Source organism: Thermanaerothrix daxensis, from assembly GCF_001306145.1.
In the GTDB taxonomy this organism is placed as follows: domain Bacteria; phylum Chloroflexota; class Anaerolineae; order Anaerolineales; family Anaerolineaceae; genus Thermanaerothrix; species Thermanaerothrix daxensis.
In genome coordinates this window covers 446,448-464,939 of sequence record NZ_LGKO01000005.1, presented here as the reverse complement: position 1 = coordinate 464,939, position 18,492 = coordinate 446,448, and the positions used below count along the sequence as shown (strand labels likewise).

Annotated in this window: 19 protein-coding genes; 17 read left to right on the top strand and 2 right to left on the bottom strand. The window is 57.5% G+C overall.

Going from position 1 to position 18,492, the window contains the following annotated elements; translation table 11 throughout:
• The first annotated feature begins 210 nt into the window (after positions 1-210).
• Genes SE15_RS10810 through SE15_RS10795 form a run of 4 tightly spaced genes read left to right on the top strand, consistent with a single transcriptional unit; the run spans position 211 to position 2,968 of the window.
• On the top strand, positions 211-540 hold the full coding sequence (locus SE15_RS10810) for a hypothetical protein (protein WP_054522124.1): 330 nt from the start codon (positions 211-213) through the stop codon (positions 538-540).
• A gap of 46 nt (positions 541-586) precedes the next feature.
• Positions 587-1,246: a GTP cyclohydrolase II gene (ribA, locus tag SE15_RS10805; protein ID WP_054522123.1), complete on the top strand. Its 660-nt coding sequence runs from the start codon at positions 587-589 to the stop codon at positions 1,244-1,246.
• The gene (locus SE15_RS10800; protein ID WP_083461889.1) at positions 1,197-1,943 is read left to right on the top strand and encodes a RibD family protein; all 747 of its coding nucleotides are present in this window, start codon (positions 1,197-1,199) and stop codon (positions 1,941-1,943) included. Before ribA ends, SE15_RS10800 begins: the two co-directional genes overlap by 50 nt.
• Positions 1,940-2,968, top strand: a complete 1,029-nt coding sequence (locus SE15_RS10795) for a zinc-dependent alcohol dehydrogenase (protein ID WP_054522121.1) — start codon at positions 1,940-1,942, stop codon at positions 2,966-2,968. Before SE15_RS10800 ends, SE15_RS10795 begins: the two co-directional genes overlap by 4 nt.
• On the opposite strand, the gene SE15_RS10790 is transcribed toward SE15_RS10795, so the two are convergent.
• Entirely contained in the window at positions 2,959-3,822 is an 864-nt protein-coding gene (locus SE15_RS10790) for a 1-acyl-sn-glycerol-3-phosphate acyltransferase (protein WP_330218237.1), read from the bottom strand. The genes SE15_RS10795 and SE15_RS10790 overlap by 10 nt on opposite strands.
• 79 nt (positions 3,823-3,901) lie before the next feature.
• Between SE15_RS10790 and SE15_RS10785 the strand changes: the two genes are divergently transcribed.
• The 7 genes from SE15_RS10785 (at position 3,902) to ltaE (ending at position 9,380) form a co-directional block, all read left to right on the top strand.
• The gene (locus SE15_RS10785; RefSeq protein WP_054522119.1) at positions 3,902-4,279 is read left to right on the top strand and encodes a 6-pyruvoyl trahydropterin synthase family protein; all 378 of its coding nucleotides are present in this window, start codon (positions 3,902-3,904) and stop codon (positions 4,277-4,279) included.
• 3 nt (positions 4,280-4,282) lie between these two features.
• Positions 4,283-5,371 carry a glycosyltransferase family 4 protein gene (locus tag SE15_RS10780; RefSeq protein ID WP_054522118.1) on the top strand — a complete coding sequence of 363 codons (1,089 nt, stop codon included), beginning with the start codon at positions 4,283-4,285 and terminating at the stop codon, positions 5,369-5,371.
• A gap of 14 nt (positions 5,372-5,385) precedes the next feature.
• Positions 5,386-6,312 carry a class I SAM-dependent methyltransferase gene (locus SE15_RS10775; protein WP_152965603.1) on the top strand — a complete coding sequence of 309 codons (927 nt, stop codon included), beginning with the start codon at positions 5,386-5,388 and terminating at the stop codon, positions 6,310-6,312.
• Positions 6,309-6,767, top strand: a complete 459-nt coding sequence (locus SE15_RS10770) for a GIY-YIG nuclease family protein (RefSeq protein WP_054522116.1) — start codon at positions 6,309-6,311, stop codon at positions 6,765-6,767. Before SE15_RS10775 ends, SE15_RS10770 begins: the two co-directional genes overlap by 4 nt.
• Positions 6,768-6,836: 69 nt before the next feature.
• A complete protein-coding gene (lspA, locus tag SE15_RS10765; RefSeq protein ID WP_054522115.1) occupies positions 6,837-7,379 on the top strand; it encodes a signal peptidase II in 543 nt (180 codons plus the stop codon).
• Entirely contained in the window at positions 7,376-8,314 is a 939-nt protein-coding gene (locus SE15_RS10760) for an RluA family pseudouridine synthase (RefSeq protein ID WP_054522114.1), read from the top strand. Before lspA ends, SE15_RS10760 begins: the two co-directional genes overlap by 4 nt.
• A 25-nt stretch (positions 8,315-8,339) precedes the next feature.
• Positions 8,340-9,380: a low-specificity L-threonine aldolase gene (ltaE, locus tag SE15_RS10755; protein ID WP_054522113.1), complete on the top strand. Its 1,041-nt coding sequence runs from the start codon at positions 8,340-8,342 to the stop codon at positions 9,378-9,380.
• Here ltaE and SE15_RS10750 read toward each other — a convergent pair.
• Entirely contained in the window at positions 9,301-11,022 is a 1,722-nt protein-coding gene (locus SE15_RS10750) for a diguanylate cyclase (protein ID WP_054522112.1), read from the bottom strand. The genes ltaE and SE15_RS10750 overlap by 80 nt on opposite strands.
• A 221-nt stretch (positions 11,023-11,243) precedes the next feature.
• Here SE15_RS10750 and SE15_RS10745 point away from each other — a divergent pair, with 221 nt between their 5' ends.
• The 6 genes from SE15_RS10745 to SE15_RS10720 are packed head-to-tail and all read left to right on the top strand — an operon-like array spanning position 11,244 to position 18,482.
• Positions 11,244-12,083 (top strand): purine-nucleoside phosphorylase, encoded by an 840-nt coding sequence (locus tag SE15_RS10745; protein WP_054522111.1) that lies wholly within the window; start codon positions 11,244-11,246, stop codon positions 12,081-12,083.
• Positions 12,084-12,125: 42 nt separating this feature from the next.
• Positions 12,126-12,836 carry a hypothetical protein gene (locus tag SE15_RS10740; protein WP_054522110.1) on the top strand — a complete coding sequence of 237 codons (711 nt, stop codon included), beginning with the start codon at positions 12,126-12,128 and terminating at the stop codon, positions 12,834-12,836.
• Between the two features lie 5 nt (positions 12,837-12,841).
• Complete coding sequence (locus tag SE15_RS10735; RefSeq protein ID WP_054522109.1) at positions 12,842-13,381, top strand: GNAT family N-acetyltransferase; 540 nt, start codon at positions 12,842-12,844, stop codon at positions 13,379-13,381.
• Between the two features lie 33 nt (positions 13,382-13,414).
• Positions 13,415-15,301: a histidine kinase N-terminal 7TM domain-containing protein gene (locus SE15_RS10730; protein ID WP_054522108.1), complete on the top strand. Its 1,887-nt coding sequence runs from the start codon at positions 13,415-13,417 to the stop codon at positions 15,299-15,301.
• A 59-nt stretch (positions 15,302-15,360) separates the two neighbouring features.
• Positions 15,361-16,311: a 30S ribosomal protein S1 gene (locus SE15_RS10725; RefSeq protein WP_083461887.1), complete on the top strand. Its 951-nt coding sequence runs from the start codon at positions 15,361-15,363 to the stop codon at positions 16,309-16,311.
• A complete protein-coding gene (locus SE15_RS10720) occupies positions 16,308-18,482 on the top strand; it encodes a DNA translocase FtsK (RefSeq protein WP_083461886.1) in 2,175 nt (724 codons plus the stop codon). The genes SE15_RS10725 and SE15_RS10720 overlap by 4 nt, the downstream gene beginning before the upstream one ends.
• Positions 18,483-18,492 lie beyond the last annotated feature (10 nt).

Genomic DNA, 18,492 nt, shown 5'->3' with positions numbered 1-18,492 from the left:
ATATAACCCCTATTTGCTCTTCCATAAGGCTCGGGCATTCCAGGTCTGCCCGAGCCTTTACATAATTCCCCAATAACCCCATTTGTTGATACAATTTGTCAAGATAGCACCGACAAGCTAGGGCCTGAGCGTTGTGGAAGGCTTACCTCTTGGGCAAGATCTTCATCATGGTGATGACATGGCTTCCCTTTAGTATTAGGAGCGAAGAACATGGCTTCAAAAACTTCAGACACCCGGTTCTTGCGAAGGCTGGTCATAACCCTGTTGACCGTCGCCACGGCTGCCATTCATTTCTCCTTGCTCTTCCCCGACCCGGTCTTTATCCTCAATGGTCTGGGATATCTCATTCTGCTGGGGGCTTACCTGCTAGGTCCAAGCAGACTGGGAGAACGCTTCCGCTGGGTGCGCTATGGCTTTATTGCCTACACCGGGTTGACCGTTCTATTGTGGATCTTGATCGGCGCTCGAACTCCGCTTGGGTATTTCACAAAACTCATTGAAATCGCTTTGATAGGGGTGTTGATTACCGATCGCACCTGATACCACCCCGCATCGTTTCCTACCCTGTCAACGATGAGGTTTTCCTATGCGTCACTTAGAGGTTAAGCACGAAGTCAGCACGTACCTGCCCACCGCCCGGGGGGATTTTTACCTGCATCTATATACCGACTCCATTGAACACCGCGAACATCTGGCCCTGGTTCATGGGCACCTTGATCCCACCTTCCCCGTCCTTGTGCGCATCCATTCCGAATGCTTCACCGGGGATGTGTTGGGCTCGCGGCGCTGTGATTGTGGAGAGCAGTTACAGCAGGCGTTAAATCAGATCGCGGATGCAGAGCAGGGCATTTTGATCTATCTACGGCAGGAGGGGCGAGGTATCGGTTTAATTGAAAAACTGCGCGCCTACAACCTACAAGATCAAGGCCTGGATACAGTAGAGGCCAATCTGGCCCTTGGACACCCGGCCGATGCGCGCCGTTACGATATTGCCGCACTCATCTTGAAAGACCTGGGGGTAACCAAAGTCCGGTTAATGACCAACAACCCCCACAAGATCCGTGACCTCGAAACCCACAACATTCAAGTTGTTGAACGCGTTCCCCTCTTACCTACCGTTTATCCAGAGAACATGGCTTACCTACGCAGCAAAGTCCTGCGCCTGAATCATTGGCTTGAGTTAGAAAGGCTGCCCCATGCAAACCTTACCAGCCATGGTCGAAACGGCCAGAAAACGCATCCGTGAGTGGCAAGAAGAGGGCAAGGCGCACTGCGAGGCCCAACAGCGTCCCTGGGTGACCCTGGCATTTGCCCAGAGCCTGGATGGTAGCCTGACCTTCGCCCAGGGTCAACCGAGCGCCCTTAGCGGCGAAGCAGCCCTGCATCTGACTCACGGCCTGCGCGTCGAACATCAAGCCATCCTGGTCGGTATTGGTACGGTACTGGCGGATAACCCCCGCCTGACGGTACGCCTGATTAAAGGAACGCATCCCCAACCGCTCATCCTGGACACCCAATTACGCACCCCACTTGAAAGCCATGTTATGCATCATCCTTCCAACCCCCCGTGGATTTTCACCTCGATCCGCGCCGCTGAGAGGCGCCGCCATATCTTGGAAACCCGGGGGGCCCATGTGATCCCATTGGTGAGCGAACCTGGCGAACGCATTCCCTTACCTCGCTTGCTAAATGACCTCTGGCATCGGGGCATCCGCACTTTGATGGTCGAAGGGGGCGCCACGGTACTGACAGCCTTTTTGGAAGCCCGGCTCCTGGATGCCGCCATCATCACACTTGCGCCAGTATGGATTGGCGGTTATCATTATATAAACAAGTTGCTGATCAGCCCTGAGCGGCAAGCACCGGGATTGATGCTCCTTTATCACGAACTCTATGACCATGATCTCGTTTTATGGGGGAGGCCTACCGAACGTCAAATATGAAGCGACAGTCGCTCATCTTCAAAGCCCCGCTCGTGCTCGAAATTCGGGAAGAAGAGTGCCCCACCCCGCACAAGGGCGAAGTGCTGGTTAAGACGTTGTATAGCGCGATCAGCACCGGCACCGAACTGCTGGCTTTTACCGGACAAATCCCCACCTGGCTGAGCCTGGATGAAACACTGCCCGCCTTAAGGGGCACCTTTTCCCTTCCTTTCAAGTACGGCTACGCCTGCGTAGGAGAGGTCATCGCAGTGGGCAAGGAAGTGGCAGAAACCTGGCTGGGGCGCAAGGTGTTTGCTTTCAATCCGCACGAAAGCGCTTTTGTGGCCTCGGTCGAGTCTCTAATCCCTCTACCCGAAGGCCTGGGGGAAGAGGATCTGCTCTTCCTTCCCAACATGGAAACAGCCATCAACCTGGTCCAGGATGGCCGCCCCATCCTGGGCGAACAAGTGGTCGTCTTCGGGCTAGGCATGGTAGGACTGCTCACCACCGCCTTATTGACGCGTTTCCCTCTCAGCCGCATTGTCGCCCTGGACCGCTACCCACTTCGCCGTAAAGCCGGAATGGAACTGGGCATCACAGCCACTTTTGATCCGCTCAGCGAAGATGTGTTGCGAGGGTTACGCTCGATCCTGGAAACACTCGGTTACCACCAGGGTGCCGATCTGGTGTTTGAAGTCTCTGGGGCCCCCGGTGCGCTCAACCAGGCGGTCGAGATTACCGGCTACAGCGGGCGCATTGTGATTGGCTCCTGGTACGGGCGCAAGCCAGTGGCTCTAGATCTGGGAGGGCGCTTCCACCGCAGCCGCATTCAAATGATTGCCAGCCAGGTAAGCACCATCGCTCCCGAACTCAGCGGACGCTGGAACAAACAGCGGCGGCTGGAAATGGCTCTTGAAGCCCTCAAGTGGCTGCGTCCTTCATTCTGGATCTCTCACCGCTTTCCCTTTGAACGTGCCGCTGAGGCATTCCGCTTACTTTACGAATATCCAGAGGATACCTTACAGGTCATCCTGACTTACTCCTGAAGCGGAAAGTGAGCCTGGATGTGCGTAATCACAGCACGGGTGATTGCACTCACATCATGCAGCGGGGCTAATTGGGCAGCATACAGGGGTGGCAGAAAATGCACGACCACCCTGACCGGCCAACGCCCTGGCCGATGTAACTGATACAGAATCCACAGCGTTGCGGCCAACCGCTCGCGCTCACGGGGGGTGCGGCGCAAGCGCGTCAACGGATGATGCAACGCCGCCCGCGCCAGGACGCCGCTGACAATGATGGGCATTACAACCGCCTGGGGCACCGAACGCACAAACAACCCGATGCTCTCTGACCACGCCCCCACGGCTTCCCGCGCCCCTGGCAAAACTGCGGGATCCGGTTCGATGCGCCCTGCGGGAAAGTTCAGCAACGCTCCACCCGCGCGCAAATGCTGGATTGCTTGCCGAAGGACCGGCATACGGGCAGCCTCGCTGATGGGCACGCTAATCAGGTAGGGCCGGATAGCGGGCAATGCTTCTAAGAAAGGACGTTCAGCTGCCAATATACGCAGATCCTCACGAGGCAGGGCAGTAAAGAGCGCCAGAGCGTCACTCAATCCGGGGTGGTTTGCGAGCACCAACAGCGGCCCCTGAGCAGGCACTCGCACATCCCCTACCACCCTCACCTCTTCAACATAGATGGTGATAAATTGACTTGCTGCGTGATGTAAGCCAATTTCGGCTACACGACGATCAAAGGTCAAAATCTGGCGGGCAAACTTCCGGGCTGATGATCGCAGTAATTTCCTCAGCCCACGCCCTAACAGACCAGACCGCGTCACCCCGATTGCTTCCAGCACATCTTCAAGATTAATTTCGGTTAGAGTTTGTTCATGCACTTCGCTCAAGTCTGTCCTCATGCTATGATTATAAAAGGTGAGATCCAATATCCATTTTGCAAGGTAAAGGGATTCTGATATGTATCGCGTGGCCGTTTCCCGCTCGTTCATTGCCCAGCACTTTTTGATCGGAGGAGATTGGGGGGCTGAAAACCTGCCTCACGCCCATGCTTACCGGGTCGAAGTCGAGGTCAGCGGAGAACAATTGGATGCCAACTTCTATCTCATGGACATTGTAGCTCTTGAAGCCGCCCTGGAAAGTCAGGTGGCCCGCTACCGCAACCGCCTGCTGAATGACCTTCCCGAGTTTGCCGGGGTCAATCCCTCGCTAGAATTCTTTGCTCGCCTTTTGTGCGAGAATATCGCTCATAGTCTACCTGCCGCGGGCCTCTCTCATCTACGCGTGCGCCTATGGGAGCACGAGAATGCCTGGGCTTCTTATGAGATGGCTCTGTGATCCATGCGAGTAGGGTTGGTCATTTACGGAGACCTGAACACACTCTCAGGCGGTTACCTCTACGACCGTTACCTGGTTCAGCACCTGCGTGCACAGGGAGATACAGTGGAGATCATCTCGTTGCCCTGGCCCGGTTACGGACGGGCCGTGCTCCAAAATCTCGATCCCCGGATTGAGAGCCGACTGAAAAACACCCCCCTCGATTTGTTGCTCCAGGATGAATTGAACCACCCGTCACTTTTCCTGCTCAATGCCAGACTCAAAAGAAAGATCCACTACCCGATTCTTGGCATTGTTCACCATCTTCGCAGTAGTGAGCCCCATCATGCCCCTTTGCTACGCCGTTTTTACGGGTGGATTGAGCGGGCCTATCTAAGTACCTTGGACGGTTTTCTTTACAACAGCCAAACCACTCGCCAGAGTGTGGAACGTCTTTGCCGAGCAGCGCAGACCAAGCCCCACCGCGTGATTTACCCTGGTGGTAATGCACACGGGGAGGGGATCGCGGACCGCAATTGGCTGCAGAAACGTAGTCAGCAACCCGGGCCCTTACGCGTCCTTTTCCTGGGCAATCTCATCCGGCGTAAGCGCCTGGATGTGCTCCTGCAGGCTCTGGCTACTCTGCCCATGCAAACCTGGGCACTAAGCATCGTCGGACGCACAGACCTGGAACCCGAAACAACCCGTGCCGTCCAGGAGTTCGTTTCACAGAGGAATCTAGAGACAACGGTTCGCATCTGGGGTGCCTGTTCCGGGGAATCGGTGCGCGACTTACTGAGTCAGCACCATGCATTGGTCATGCCCTCTGACTATGAGGGCTTTGGCATCGTTTATCTTGAAGCCATGGCCTATGGACTGGTCCCTATTGCAACCACCCGCGGAGGGGCTGCAGAAATCATCACCTCTGGCGTGAACGGCTTTCTCGTTCCACCCGGTAATCCCCAAGCCCTCGCCCAGGTGGTGCAACATCTTTCTACCCAGCGCGATCTGCTGGCGCGCATGAGCGTAGCCGCACGGGCGCGCTTTGAGCAATTTCCAACCTGGGAGCAAAGCATGACTGAAGCCCGATACTTCCTGCAAACCTTTGTTTAATGATCACCGCTTCTATGAACTCATCTTCTTTTTCTTTCAATTTTCAGCACTACCTGGACGCCAAGCGCAGCGTGGATGACCGGGCGCTTAACCGTCAGGTATGGGCAATGCTGGCTCAGCACCTGGCGCAAGTTTCTCGCCGCCCGATACGAATTCTGGAAATAGGGGCAGGGATCGGCACAATGATCCCACGCGTGTGGGAATGGGGACTGGTGGACCAAGCCACCTACCTGGCACTGGATATTGAAATGGCTAACCTACAATACGCACGCCGCTGGCTCGCCCACTGGGCCCGACAGGCCGGAATAACCTTCGACGCGACCGCGGGAAGTTATCTCTTCCAACAGGGAGAGCGCTGGCTCAGACTCGATCTCCTGGCTGCCGATGCAGTGGTTCCAGGCGGCCTCCCGCTCCACCTTCCCCAATTCGATCTGTTGATCGCCCATACTGTTCTAGACCTGGTCAACCTGGAAGCAGGCCTCACCACTTTGAGCACCTGTGTTCGTTCCGGTGGATGGCTTTACCTCACCCTGAATTTTGACGGCCTCAGCCTGTTCCTGCCCCCACTCTCTCAGGAACTTGACGAGCAGGTCATAGCCCTTTACCATCAGAGCATGGACGAACGCCGTCTGCACGGTTTGCCCACCGGAGGCAGCACCGCCGGGCGCGCCCTTTTCACGACCAGCCGCGCTTTGGGGTTGGAGATTCTGACTGCCGGCGCCTCCGACTGGGTGGTTTTTCCCCACCACGGCCGCTATCCGGCCCGGGAGGCATATTTTTTGGAGTGCATCCTACATTTCGTAGAAGAAAGCCTTACCCGGCAAGCCCTTCTTCCCGCGGACTTGTTAAAGAAGTGGCTGACCGCGCGCCGAGAGCAGATTGCGCGGGGAGAACTGATCTTTGTGGCCCATCAACTGGATTTCTTGCTCCGTGTGCCATGAAGCCCAATCCCTGGCCCTCTGCTCAAGGCACATACGGCCTGATCCTGTGGTTACCCCAGACCAGCCAAATTCGTGTTGGACGCTTAGGAGAACACAAATTTCCGGCCGGTTGGTATGCTTACTGGGGAAGTGCACGCGGCCACGGCGGTATCGCAGCGCGTATCCGCCACCATTTGGGCCTACACCCCACCCCGCACTGGCATCTGGATTGGCTGCGTCCTCACGCCCACCCCGTGGCCGTTTTTTTCGACGAAAGCCCCGGTCGTTCGGAATGTCAGTGGGTTCAGCAAGCCCTCACCTTCCCAGGAGCCCAGGTACCGGTATGTGGGTTTGGCAGCCAGGACTGCGGTCAGGGTTGTCCGGCCCACCTGATTTATTTTGGCTCTTCACTCAATCTAAATGCTTTGGCCAACCATCTTGGCAACCCCGAGTTCATGTTCATTGACATGGGCTAAACCCCACATTCTCACGTTGGGATGGCAATCCATGGATTAAAATAAGGGGGATACCTTGGGAGGCATGATGTGAAAACCTGGATGCGTTACCGTCTGCTGGTTTTTATCGCCGGGGGAGTCATTCTCCTGGATCAGATTAGCAAAGCACTGATCCGCCAGCATCTGGCGCTTTATGAAGTGTGGGTACCCTGGCCATGGTTAGCCCCTTATGCCCGCATCGTGCACTGGTATAACACCGGTGTGGCCTTCGGCCTCCTTCAAGAACGTGGAAAACTTTTTGCCGTTCTGGCCGTCTTGGTCGCCCTGGCCATCTTATATTACTTCCCACGCATTCCGACGAGCGAGAAGTGGCTCCGCCTGGCGCTGAGCCTGCAATTGGGAGGAGCCATCGGCAATCTGATTGACCGACTGACTCTCGGGCATGTCACCGACTTCATCTCGGTGGGCACATTCCCGGTCTTTAATTTGGCGGATGCCAGTATAACCATTGGTACCGGGCTTCTGATATTGAGCGTTTGGCTACAAGAACGCCGTGAACGCTCGGCAAATGCGCTCTCAAATTCCAATCTACCGGGGGAAAGCCTGCCTTCCAGCCCCAATGATCAGCCATGAATGAGTCAAGCCAGGTGATTGCTTTCGTGTATGAGGGTCCCGGCGAGGAGCGCCTGGATAAAGTTTTGGTGCAGAAACTGCCTGAGTTTTCTCGCGCCCGTCTCCAAAGTCTGATCAAAGACGGGAAAGTGAGCCTCAACGGGCGAGTCGTCACAAAGACGGGTTTTGCCGTGCAACCCCGACAGCAGATTCAGATCCTCCTGCCTCCACCCGAACCCTCCTCGCTCCAGCCCGAGCCCATTCCTCTGGACATTGTCTTTGAAAACGGGGATCTGCTAATCATAAACAAACCGGCGGGGATGGTTGTACACCCCTCACCCGGGCATGCCCAGGGGACGCTAGTGCACGGCATTCTGGCTTACCACCCCGACCTGGAAGGCGTGGGCGGGGAACGTCGTCCGGGCATTGTGCACCGCCTGGATAAAGACACCTCGGGGTTGCTGTTGGTTGCCAAAAACGACCGCGCTCATCGCTGGTTGCAGGAGCAGTTTCGCAACCGCCAGGTGCAGAAGACTTACCTGGCGCTGGTAGATGGCCACCCCCCCACGCCCCAGGGGCGCATTGAAGCCCCCATTGGGCGGGATCCTGCTCACCGCCAGCGCATGAGCGTTCTCCCCCCTGGTAAGGGGCGTGAGGCAATCACAGAATACCGGGTGCGCGAGTCGTTCCGCCAGCATGCTCTGCTGGAGGTGCATCCCCTCACGGGACGCACTCATCAGATTCGGGTGCACATGGCTTTCCTGGGCTGCCCGCTTGTGGGGGATACCCTTTACGGTCACCGCCGCCCCAGTCTATCCCTACAGCGCCACTTTTTGCACGCGGCTCGCCTGACCCTACGCCTGCCAGGTGAACGCGAACCCTGCACGTTCGAAGCCCCCCTTCCCGCAGACCTGCAAGCCCTGCTGGAATGGCTGCGTCGGTACCAATCCGCTTGAACTATGCATTGTAGAGGGAACCGCCATGATTGATCTGCGCTCCGATACCGTAACCCACCCCACACCCGCCATGCGCGAAGCCATGGCTCGCGCCGAGGTCGGTGATGATGTCTATCGCGAAGATCCGACCGTCAATCGCCTGGAAGCCATGGCGGCCGATCTCATGGGCAAAGAAGCAGGTCTGTTTGTGCCCTCCGGGACAATGGGAAACCTGATCGGCGTGCTAGGACACTGCCAGCGCGGCGATGAAGTGATCATGGGACACCTGGGCCACACATTCCTCTTTGAGGTCGGGGGCGTCTCGGCCCTGGGAGGTGTGTTCGTGCACACCCTACCTAACCAACCGGATGGCACCCTGCGCCTGGAAGACATCCTAGCTGCCATTCGCCCTTCAGATGTCCACCATCCAATCACCCGCCTGGTGGTCCTGGAAAACACACACAATCGCTGCGGCGGGGTACCTCTGAGCGTGGAGTACACCCGCCAGGTCGGTGAAACCATCCATGCGCGCGGGCTGAGACTGCATTTGGACGGGGCGCGTATCTTCAACGCCGCAGTTGCGCTGGGAGTCAGCGCAAAAGCCCTGGCCGCCCCAGCCGATACCGTCACTTTTTGCCTGAGCAAAGGGCTATGCGCTCCGGTTGGCTCCGTGTTGTGCGGATCGCATGCTTTTATCGAGCAAGCGCGGCGCATCCGTAAACAACTGGGGGGTGGGATGCGCCAGGCCGGTATCCTGGCAGCAGCCGGCATTGTGGCATTGGAAACCATGATTGAACGCCTGGCTGAGGATCACCGCCGCGCCCGCGAACTGGCACAAGGGCTGGCACGTTTGCCAGGGCTCTACTTGCCCATGGGCCTGCCGGCCACCAATATGGTATTCCTCAATCTGGACGAGAGCCTCCCTCTGGATGCCACGGCCTTTGCCGCCCGCCTGGCCGAGCGCGGCGTGCGAGTAGGGGTGGTGGGTCCACGTCAGTTCCGCTTGGTCACGCACTACTGGATCGGCGACGCCGAGGTTGCTCAAACCCTGGCCGCTTTTGAGGACGTGCTCGCGCTCCTTCAATAAGATCAACAAACGACTCGGGGGGCACTTCAAGCGTTTCCCGCCCAGGTTCCACGGATGCGGCGATGGAGTCAGAAGTGCCTTCCACTGACCAATGTGCCGGGCCGGGCTCAATTTGATCGCGCCCCCGGCTTTTCACCTGGTAAAGGCGCTGGTCGGCCAGATCAATGAGGGTAAGTACCTCCTCGGCTTCATCCGGAAATACGGCGATGCCCTGGCTGACCGTGGGCGGTACAACCGGACGACCGGATGGATCGGTAAGGCAGATCTTACGCAATGCCTCCCGTATACGCTGCGCAACTTGATAGGCCTGCGCTCCCGTCGCATTCGGCAAAGCAACAACGAACTCCTCCCCACCCCAGCGCCCCACCCAATCCGTGCGCTTGAGATGCTGGCGAATGACCTCAATGACACGCTGCAACACCTGATCACCCAGCAGGTGGCCAAACGTGTCGTTATAGTCCTTGAAATAATCCACGTCCAGCATAATCAGACTGAGGGGCGCTCCTGAAAGGCGCGCTTGAACCAGTTCTTTCTCGAGTACCTCGAGAAACGCATTGTGATTGAGTACCTGGGTCAGACTATCCAGACGGGCTCGTTCCTCAACCTGCAGATGGTGCCGGGCATTCTCAATTGCCAGTGCCGCTTGTCGCGCCAGATTCTCGAGCAACCACACCTCATGCAGGGTAAAGGCATGTTTACGGTATGACGCCACCACGATGGCGCCTATCACCTTCCCACCCACAATCATGGGCACGCCTAACCAGGATTGGGACATGCGGGGCTGCCCCACATAGCGTATACCCTTCCGATACTTCCATCTCTCGGTTTCCATGTCTTGGATCAAGAGAGGCTTGCCCTGGTGAATAACCTGAACCACCAGGGTGTCATCGAGAGAGACCTCAGTAGGCGGAAAGTGCTCTCCGGAGTCGTAGATCAATTCCAGGCGTAATCTATCACCCTGCAACAAGCCCAAATAGTACCCATCGGCCTGCACGGCTTCCTGCACCAGGCTACAGGCCAGGTTGATAACCTGATGATACTCAATTGTGGAAGCCAGTGCCTGGGCGGCCCGATTGAGAATATTTAGATGCGCCAGTTGCTGAATAAAGGAATGCCGAAGACGTAAAATTGTCTCAGCCAGCAATGCGCTGGTTAGCAAAAACAACGTGGCCTGCTGCCACAGGCGTTCCACCCGTAGCCATCCCATGGCATACAGACCACTTGCCACCAGGGTCACAACACCAAACAGCCCATAGGTTGCCCATCGCCCGTACAGCACCGCCGTAAGCGTAATCAGGGTAATCCCCAGGACTGTAGTATAGCCCGGCAAAAGGAAGTTGTGGAAATAAAACGCCAGCAAAATGACCAGCGCATTCAGTGCCAATCCCAGGTACATATTAAGCGGGTTTTGGCTATAGGGTAGCAGCCACCGAGAAGCGATGATGGTAAGAATCAAGCCACTCAACCCAAACACAAGATTGATACGCTGTACCGGAGGGGAAAGCGGCGCTAGGAGAGCATATCCCACCAGCACCCCGCTAAGGACCAGGGCGGTTAGTACACACGGCCAGACAAGATCAGCACGCTGTGGGTTTGGAGAGCGGTGCCGGGGGGTTAGGGGGAGGCGGAACCGGGACGCCATAGAATGTCTGGACAATGAACGCATACAATTTGCTTACCATTATATTATATACCACTTTAAAATCCGATGGAAGCGTTTTCATATTCTCTTCACGGTTGGCTCCGCAAAAAAGGCCCAGGGCTTTTCTGTTATAATCGTGCACGGCAGGGATGGTATAGAAAAACGGCATCACCACGGGTGTGTTCCTAGATGATTCTCTCGAAAAGAAGGATTGAAATCGCATGGAAACCCATACGTTAGAAACCATCTATCAGGCGCGTGACTATGTACGCTCCAAGATTCACCTTCAACCCCGGATTGGCCTGATTCTGGGCTCGGGACTAGGCGGCTTAGCCGACCAGGTTGCTCATCCCACCCATCTCGAATATCGGGAGATTCCCCACTGGCCGGTCTCGACGGTACAAGGCCATAGCGGACGGTTGGTCGTAGGTGAATTAGAGGGCAAGGCAGTCATGGTCATGCAGGGCCGTGCCCACTATTACGAAGGCTACACCATGGCACAGGTCACCTTCCCCATTCGCGTCATGCAAAGCCTGGGCGTTCAGATTTTGATGGTCACCAACGCGGCAGGGGCCGTTAACCCCGCCTTTGAGCCCGGTGATGTGATGTTAATCACCGATCATATTAACCTGATTGGAATGGCCGGACTTAACCCACTACGAGGCCCCAACCTGGACGCTTTTGGGGAACGTTTTCCCGACATGAGTCAGGCCTACGACCGTGAACTCATGAGCCACTGTCGTGCCGTCGCCAATGAAGCCGGGCTGACCCTACGGGAAGGGGTTTATATCTGCCTGGCTGGCCCCTCCTTTGAAACCCCCGCCGACCTGCGCTTCCTGCGCCTGATCGGCGCCGATGCCGTGGGCATGTCCACGGTACCTGAGGTGACAGTCGCTCGCCACGGCGGCATGCGGGTATTAGGGCTTTCGGGCATCAGCAACAAAGCCAACCTGGACGGGAACACCCTCACCACGCATGAGGAGGTGCTTCAAGCCGGAAAGATCCTGGTGCCCAAATTGACCGCTTTGATCCGGGGTGTGCTCCAACGCATCCATGTGTGAGCCTGCCGGGTCATCCCCGATCGCAGCACCCGACCAGGAGCCATGGAAGATCTGCTGCGCTTCCTGAAGACCTATGAAGGATGGATTTACGCCTTCCTAGGAATAGCCGCCCTGATTGGGCTGCGCAATCTTGTGCGCGCCTGGGAGGCATGGCGCAGCGCCGTCTTTGGGCTGGAACGCGAGAGTGCCTTACTGCGTTTACGCAGCGCAGTAACGCTCCTGGTCTTCACCACGGGCCTGGCCCTGCTCGAATTCATCACGGTGTCGTTTGTGTACCCCACCGCAGTCGCCTTTTTTCAGCCGCTGCCCACGCCCACGGTAACTTTGTTGGAAACGCCATTTTCACTTCCCGCTTCTACCTCCACCAGCGCCCCGGCCATGGGCGCTTCCACCCCTTCGCCAGCCACCCCAACCAGCGAAGGGTGCCTTCCTGGCCAGATTGAATGGACCTATCCACAAGCCGGGGACGTCTTGCAGGGAAAAGTGGTGTTGCGGGGAACGATTAACGTGCCCAACCTGGGTTTCTACAAGTATGAATACCGGGCAGTTGGCACCCAGGACTGGCTGACCATTGCCGCCGGCAATCGCCCCATCGTGGACCAGCCCCTGGGCGGCGAGGGCAGTGGCGAATGGGATACCGAAATGGTGACCCCCGGCGACTACGAGTTGCGCCTGGTCGTTTATGACAATACCAATCAGCCTTTTCCTGCCTGCATTGTACCGGTTCGCATCCTTGCCCCTGATGGAGGTTAATCCGCATGCCTCAAATCGAGGTTCGTCCCGCACTTTCTGCCGATTTGCAATACCTGGTCGCCATGGACCACTCGGTTGAAATTCAATACGTCTGGCAAATGGAACGTTCTCTGGAAGAGGGACAGGTTAACGTGGGATTCCGCGAAGTGCGCCTGCCACGCACGGCGCGCTTGCAGTATCCGCGCTCGCCCGCTCTACTGCTTCAGGAATGGTCAACACGCAGCGGTGGTTTGGTAGCCCTGCTGGGTGGAAGGCCGGTGGGTTACCTGACCTTGAGCGATGAACGAGCCCCTGCCACCGCCTGGGTGCTGGACCTGGTTGTAGATACTCCCCATCGCCGCCAGGGCATTGCTACTGCTCTCCTGCTGGCCGCAGAAGCCTGGGCCTTGCCGCGCGGGTTGCGCAAAATGGTACTTGAGATGAGTTCAAAAAATACCCCCGCCATCCGCCTGGCGCTTAAATCAGGTTTTGAGTTTAGTGGTTTTCATGATCGGTATTATGCCAATCAAGACATTGCCCTTTTCTTCAGTCGGCTCTTGCGTTAGTATTGTAAAGACAGGCAAGCCAACAGGTCGGGCATGTTATCTGTATTGATTACTTTGAACCAGATTCTGGTTGCCGGCGTTGCCATCACCGCCTTTGCCCTGCTTTTATATGCGCTGGCTTTCAACTTACGTGATCGGGTCGCCCGTTCCTTTGCGCTGATTCTGGTCGCGGTTGTGATCATTTACACGGCTGAGGCGCTCGCCAGTGTGGCTGCCCAACCTGCACAGCAAGAACTCTGGCTGCGCGCTCAGTGGGTCGGGATTATCCTGCTACCAGCGTGTTACCTGCACTTCTCGGACGCGCTACTGGAAACCACCGGTAAACCCAGCCGAGGGCGTCGGCGCTTCTTCGTACGCCTGGCCTACGTCGCTTCGTTAATCTTCCTGCTCCTACTTCCCACCCCCTGGTTCATTGGCCCCCTGGTCCGCAACGGATTGCCGGCCCCCCACCTCAAACCTACGCCACTGACCGATTTTTTCACCTTTTGCTACGCGCTGGCAATGGGAATTAGCGGCTATAACCTGGTGCGCGCATTTCGGCGCTCCACCACCTCAACGGGCCGACGCCGCATGTTCTACCTGCTGGTAGGATCCATTGCACCTGCGCTCGGCTCGTTTCCGTACTTGCTCTTTGGCTCGGCCCTGGCAGCGCGTCATGTGGGGCTTTTCTGGGTCTTCTCGGTGCTCAACACTTTCCTGGTGGGCGGGCTGGTAGTGGTCATGGCCTATGCGGTCGCCTTCTTCGGTGTGGGTTGGCCTGATCGAACGGTGAAAAGCCGCCTTTTGAAATGGATTCTGCGCGGCCCGGTCACTGCCAGCCTGACCCTGGCTGCCGTCACCATCGTGCGCCGAGCGGGAGAGCAATTTGGCAACCCCTACTCCACCCTGGTGCCCATCATCATGGTCGCCACCATTCTGCTGAGCGAGTACCTGATCACATTATTCTTCCCCCTCCTGGAGCAATGGCTCTTTGACGGAAAAGACAAAAACGACCTGGAACTTCTGCGCCGCCTGGAAACGCGCCTGCTAACACGCAATGACCTGCGCCAGTTCCTGGAAGCCCTGCTGGCTGCCATTTGCGATCGCCTGCAGGTGCCGGGGGCTTATGTAGCCGCGCTCGACCCTCAAGGCCTGGAACTTTTAGTCCAGGTGGGGCAAACCAACCTGGAAAACAACCCCACCGAAGCCTCTCTCAACCAGGTTCTGGCGCAAAACGGCAGTCTGAGCGGACGCTTCCGTTGGGGCCAAGACATGCTGGTGCCCCTACTGGATGAAGATGAAGCGGGCAACCCCCAATTGCTGGGGTTCTTAGGCATTTGCAAAGCAGGGGACATGGAAATGGATAGCGAGCAAGAGCAAGCCCTTGAGACTCTGACCGCTCGCATGGCGCTGGCGCTGCAAGACTACCGTCTTCAACGTGAGGTGTTTGAATCCCTACGTACTCTGACCACGCAAACCGAGTTCATACAGCGATTGCGGGCAGTTGGACGCTACCACCAAAATACCGTGCTCCAGAACATCCCGCCAGAGCCGGCAGACCTAACCCAATGGGTGCGCGAGGCGCTATCGCATTACTGGGGAGGTCCCAAGTTAACCCAGAGCCCGCTTCTGCGCCTGAGCGTGGTCCAACGTGCCATTGAGGCTTATGATGGGAATGTCTCCAATGCCCTGCGAGCCGTACTGAAAGAAGCCATCGAAAGAGTGCGACCAGAGGGTGAAAGACGCTTCACAGCTGAGTGGGTGTTGTATAATATTCTCGAGTTAAAATTTGTGCAAGGTAAAAAGGTGCGTGAGGTGGCAGCGCGCCTGGCCATGTCGGAAGCAGATCTTTATCGGAAACAAAAGGTAGCCATTGAAGCGGTTGCCCGTGCTCTCCTGGAAATGGAAGAACAAAACCAGCGTCAATCCCAAATCTCTTAGTTGTGGGGGGAACCCGATCATACGATCGGTTTTTATTTGTGTTCGTCGGGGAGGAATTTATGGTCACTAAACGTATGGTCTCAACGACCAGAGCCTCATCACCCGAACCGCTTGATGAAGGATGGTGGGCATCAGTATTATCCAACGAGGCAGCCATCATGCCAGACTGCCGCACGTATGAGATCCGGCCTATGCTTCAAGCGGATCTAAGCGAAACCGATTGGAAATACGTGCAGCAGGTGTTTGAGAACGATGAGGTACTGACCTTGCGTGTCTACGGTTTCAACCGGGGGGGCCTGCTCGTGCAGGGTGAACGTATCCAGGGGTTTGTTCCCATCTCTCATCTGGTGGAAATCAATGGCAATCTCGAAGGGGAAAAGCGGCGCGCCGCTCTCTCAGCCTACCTGAATCGCACCCTGCGCCTGAAGGTGATCGAGTGCGAACCGGCTCAGAATCGCATTGTGCTTTCAGAGCGAGCCGCCCTTGCGGGCGAGGGGCGCCGCCGTGCCCTCTTTGATACCCTCAAAGAAGGCGCCGTGGTTACCGGGCGCGTAACCAACATCACCGATTTCGGCGTCTTCGTAGATTTGGGAGGCGTAGAGGGATTGATACACGTTTCCGAACTCTCTTGGGGACGCGTGCAACACCCCCGCGATATTGTCCAGGTGGGGGATGAAGTGCGGGTTTTGGTTTTACAGGTCTCTGAAGAGAATGCGCGCATCGCCCTGAGTCTCAAACGGCTGATGCCCAACCCCTGGCTCACGCTGGCGGCTCGTTACAAACCAGGAGACGTTGTCCCCGCCTGGATCACCGCCGTTGCCCCCTACGGGGCTTTCGCCCGCCTGGAGGAAGGTGTGGAAGGTCTAATCCATGTCTCCTCGATGAATCTTCCCACCAGCGTGAAATCCCCCAATCACTTTCTCCAGGTAGGGCAGGCGGTTCAGGTGCGCATTTTGCACATTGACGTAGATCGCCGCCGCCTGGGTTTGGGTTTTGTGTGCGCTGAATGAGTGTAACCCCTCGTCCGCGTCCTGAGTCGCGTCCGGGATCTTCACCCTCCATTCCATCCGAACAGAGACGTTCGGCCTCCTGGCTTGGTAGGCTGGGCAAGGCCATGGCCTACCTGGACCGCTTTGGGCGTGATGCGCTGGGCCTGGGGCTACTTGTCCTGGCCGCGCTCAGCCTAATCGGCATGACCTCTCTCAGCCAGGGCAGCCTCATCACCCCCTGGGGCCTGTTGCTCAAGCGTGGCCTGGGTCTGGGAGGATATGGGCTGGTTCTATTCCTGGCTTATTTAGGGGGATGGGTACTACGCGGTGGGACAGCCACCGCTCCGGTTAAGTTGCTCAAGCGCATCCTGGCTCTGGAAGGTGCCCTTTTTGCCTGGATGACCTGGCTGTCCATCATGGAAGGGCTGGATTTGGAACGCGCAGAAGCCGGCCTGGATGGCGGAATCATCGGCTGGGGGCTTGGAACTCTCACTGCTCGCGTTCTTCCTGTTCCTCTTAACGCCTTGCTCTGGTTCCTTCTGTGGATTGGATTGGCTTTGATAGGACTGGGATTGTGGAAACGAGCCACCACGGCCTTCAAAGCCTGGGTAGAGCGCGAGTGGCAGCGTCCAACCCAATCCACCGCACTTTCTGAAAAGCCAGCCTTTCCGCCCACGGAAAGGGTTTCCCCCTCCCCTTCATCGGGCGCTGAGGGGATTCCGGTGGCCATTGTCAGCGCCACCCGTGATCCGCGTCTGCCACCTTTAAGTCTGCTGACCCAGGAGGAAACCAACGGGATTGATGAAGAGCGCATTCTGGCAGTGGCGCGTAAAATCGAACAGACGCTGGCGGAGTTCGGCATCCCTGCCCAGGTGGTGGGCTACCGGCGCGGCCCAACCGTGACCCAGTTTGCTGTTGAGCCGGGTTACATTGAGCGCCCTGGACCAGATGGCCAACCCATGCGTCAGAAGGTGCGCGTCTCGCAAATTTCTGCCCTGAGCCGCGACCTGGCCCTGGCGCTGGCCGCCGAACGCTTGCGCATCGAAGCCCCGGTGCCCGGCCGCTCTTACGTGGGTATTGAGGTACCCAATACAACCACAACTCCGGTACGCCTCCGCCCCATTCTTGAATCCGAGGCCTTCCAACGCCTGCGCTCTCCCTTGGCACTGGCCCTGGGCCGAGATGTCTCCGGACAGCCTGTTGTGGCCGACCTGGAGCGCATGCCGCATTTGCTGATCGCCGGTACCACCGGTTCGGGAAAATCTGTCTGTCTGGCCAGCCTGATCACCTGCCTGGTAATGAACAACACCCCCGAACAGCTCCGCCTGGCCATCATGGATCCCAAAATGGTGGAACTGGCACGCTTCGACGGCTTGCCCCACATCCTGGGACGAGTTGAAACCGAAATCGAGCGCATGTTGGCCGTACTGCGCTGGGCGCTGAACGAGATGGACCAGCGTTACCGCCTGTTTGAAGCCGCCCGCGCCCGTGATTTGAACGCCTACAACGCCAAACAGACGCGCAAGAATCAACCCGGGTTACCTCGCATCGTCATCATCATTGACGAACTGGCGGATCTGATGATGTCGGCGCCCGACCAGACGGAGCACAGCCTGGTGCGCCTGGCCCAGCTGGCCCGCGCCACGGGCATCCACCTGGTGATTGCCACACAGCGCCCCAGCACCGATGTACTGACCGGACTGATCAAAGCCAACTTTCCGGCGCGCATCGCTTTCGCCGTTGCCTCCTCGGTTGATTCGCGCGTGATCCTGGACGCTAACGGGGCCGAATCCCTGTTAGGGCGCGGAGATATGCTGTTCTTGAACCCGGAGGTGGGTAGTCCTATCCGCGCTCAGGGGGTCATCCTCAAGGATTCGGAGATCAACCGCGTAGTGGCGTACTGGCATCGTCTGGCAGATGAACCCGAAGAAGCCCCCTGGGAGGCCCTCTTGCAGGAAGAGGAAAACGAGGATGACGACTTGCTGGAGCAGGCCATTGCGCTGGTGCGTCGCACCCAGCGCGCCAGTGCTTCACTTCTGCAGCGCCGCCTGCGCGTTGGCTATCCCCGGGCAGCGCGGCTTCTGGACGAATTGGAGGCCATGGGAATTGTCGGGCCGGCCCAAGGGGGCGGGCGGGAACGTGAAGTCCTGATACCACCGGAAGACGAAGATCAGGATGCCGATACCGGCTAAGAAACCTCTT

Bases quoted from the DNA above. Each gene is read 5' to 3' on its own strand.
- SE15_RS10810 (WP_054522124.1), top strand. From the start codon at position 211: ATGGCTTCAAAAACTTCAGACACCCGGTTCTTGCGAAGGCTGGTCATA.
- ribA (WP_054522123.1), top strand. From the start codon at position 587: ATGCGTCACTTAGAGGTTAAGCACGAAGTCAGCACGTACCTGCCCACC.
- SE15_RS10800 (WP_083461889.1), top strand. From the start codon at position 1,197: ATGCAAACCTTACCAGCCATGGTCGAAACGGCCAGAAAACGCATCCGT.
- SE15_RS10795 (WP_054522121.1), top strand. From the start codon at position 1,940: ATGAAGCGACAGTCGCTCATCTTCAAAGCCCCGCTCGTGCTCGAAATT.
- SE15_RS10785 (WP_054522119.1), top strand. From the start codon at position 3,902: ATGTATCGCGTGGCCGTTTCCCGCTCGTTCATTGCCCAGCACTTTTTG.
- SE15_RS10780 (WP_054522118.1), top strand. From the start codon at position 4,283: ATGCGAGTAGGGTTGGTCATTTACGGAGACCTGAACACACTCTCAGGC.
- SE15_RS10775 (WP_152965603.1), top strand. From the start codon at position 5,386: ATGAACTCATCTTCTTTTTCTTTCAATTTTCAGCACTACCTGGACGCC.
- SE15_RS10770 (WP_054522116.1), top strand. From the start codon at position 6,309: ATGAAGCCCAATCCCTGGCCCTCTGCTCAAGGCACATACGGCCTGATC.
- SE15_RS10760 (WP_054522114.1), top strand. From the start codon at position 7,376: ATGAATGAGTCAAGCCAGGTGATTGCTTTCGTGTATGAGGGTCCCGGC.
- ltaE (WP_054522113.1), top strand. From the start codon at position 8,340: ATGATTGATCTGCGCTCCGATACCGTAACCCACCCCACACCCGCCATG.
- SE15_RS10750 (WP_054522112.1), bottom strand. From the start codon at position 11,022: ATGGCGTCCCGGTTCCGCCTCCCCCTAACCCCCCGGCACCGCTCTCCA.
- SE15_RS10745 (WP_054522111.1), top strand. From the start codon at position 11,244: ATGGAAACCCATACGTTAGAAACCATCTATCAGGCGCGTGACTATGTA.
- SE15_RS10740 (WP_054522110.1), top strand. From the start codon at position 12,126: ATGGAAGATCTGCTGCGCTTCCTGAAGACCTATGAAGGATGGATTTAC.
- SE15_RS10735 (WP_054522109.1), top strand. From the start codon at position 12,842: ATGCCTCAAATCGAGGTTCGTCCCGCACTTTCTGCCGATTTGCAATAC.
- SE15_RS10730 (WP_054522108.1), top strand. From the start codon at position 13,415: ATGTTATCTGTATTGATTACTTTGAACCAGATTCTGGTTGCCGGCGTT.
- SE15_RS10725 (WP_083461887.1), top strand. From the start codon at position 15,361: ATGGTCACTAAACGTATGGTCTCAACGACCAGAGCCTCATCACCCGAA.
- SE15_RS10720 (WP_083461886.1), top strand. From the start codon at position 16,308: ATGAGTGTAACCCCTCGTCCGCGTCCTGAGTCGCGTCCGGGATCTTCA.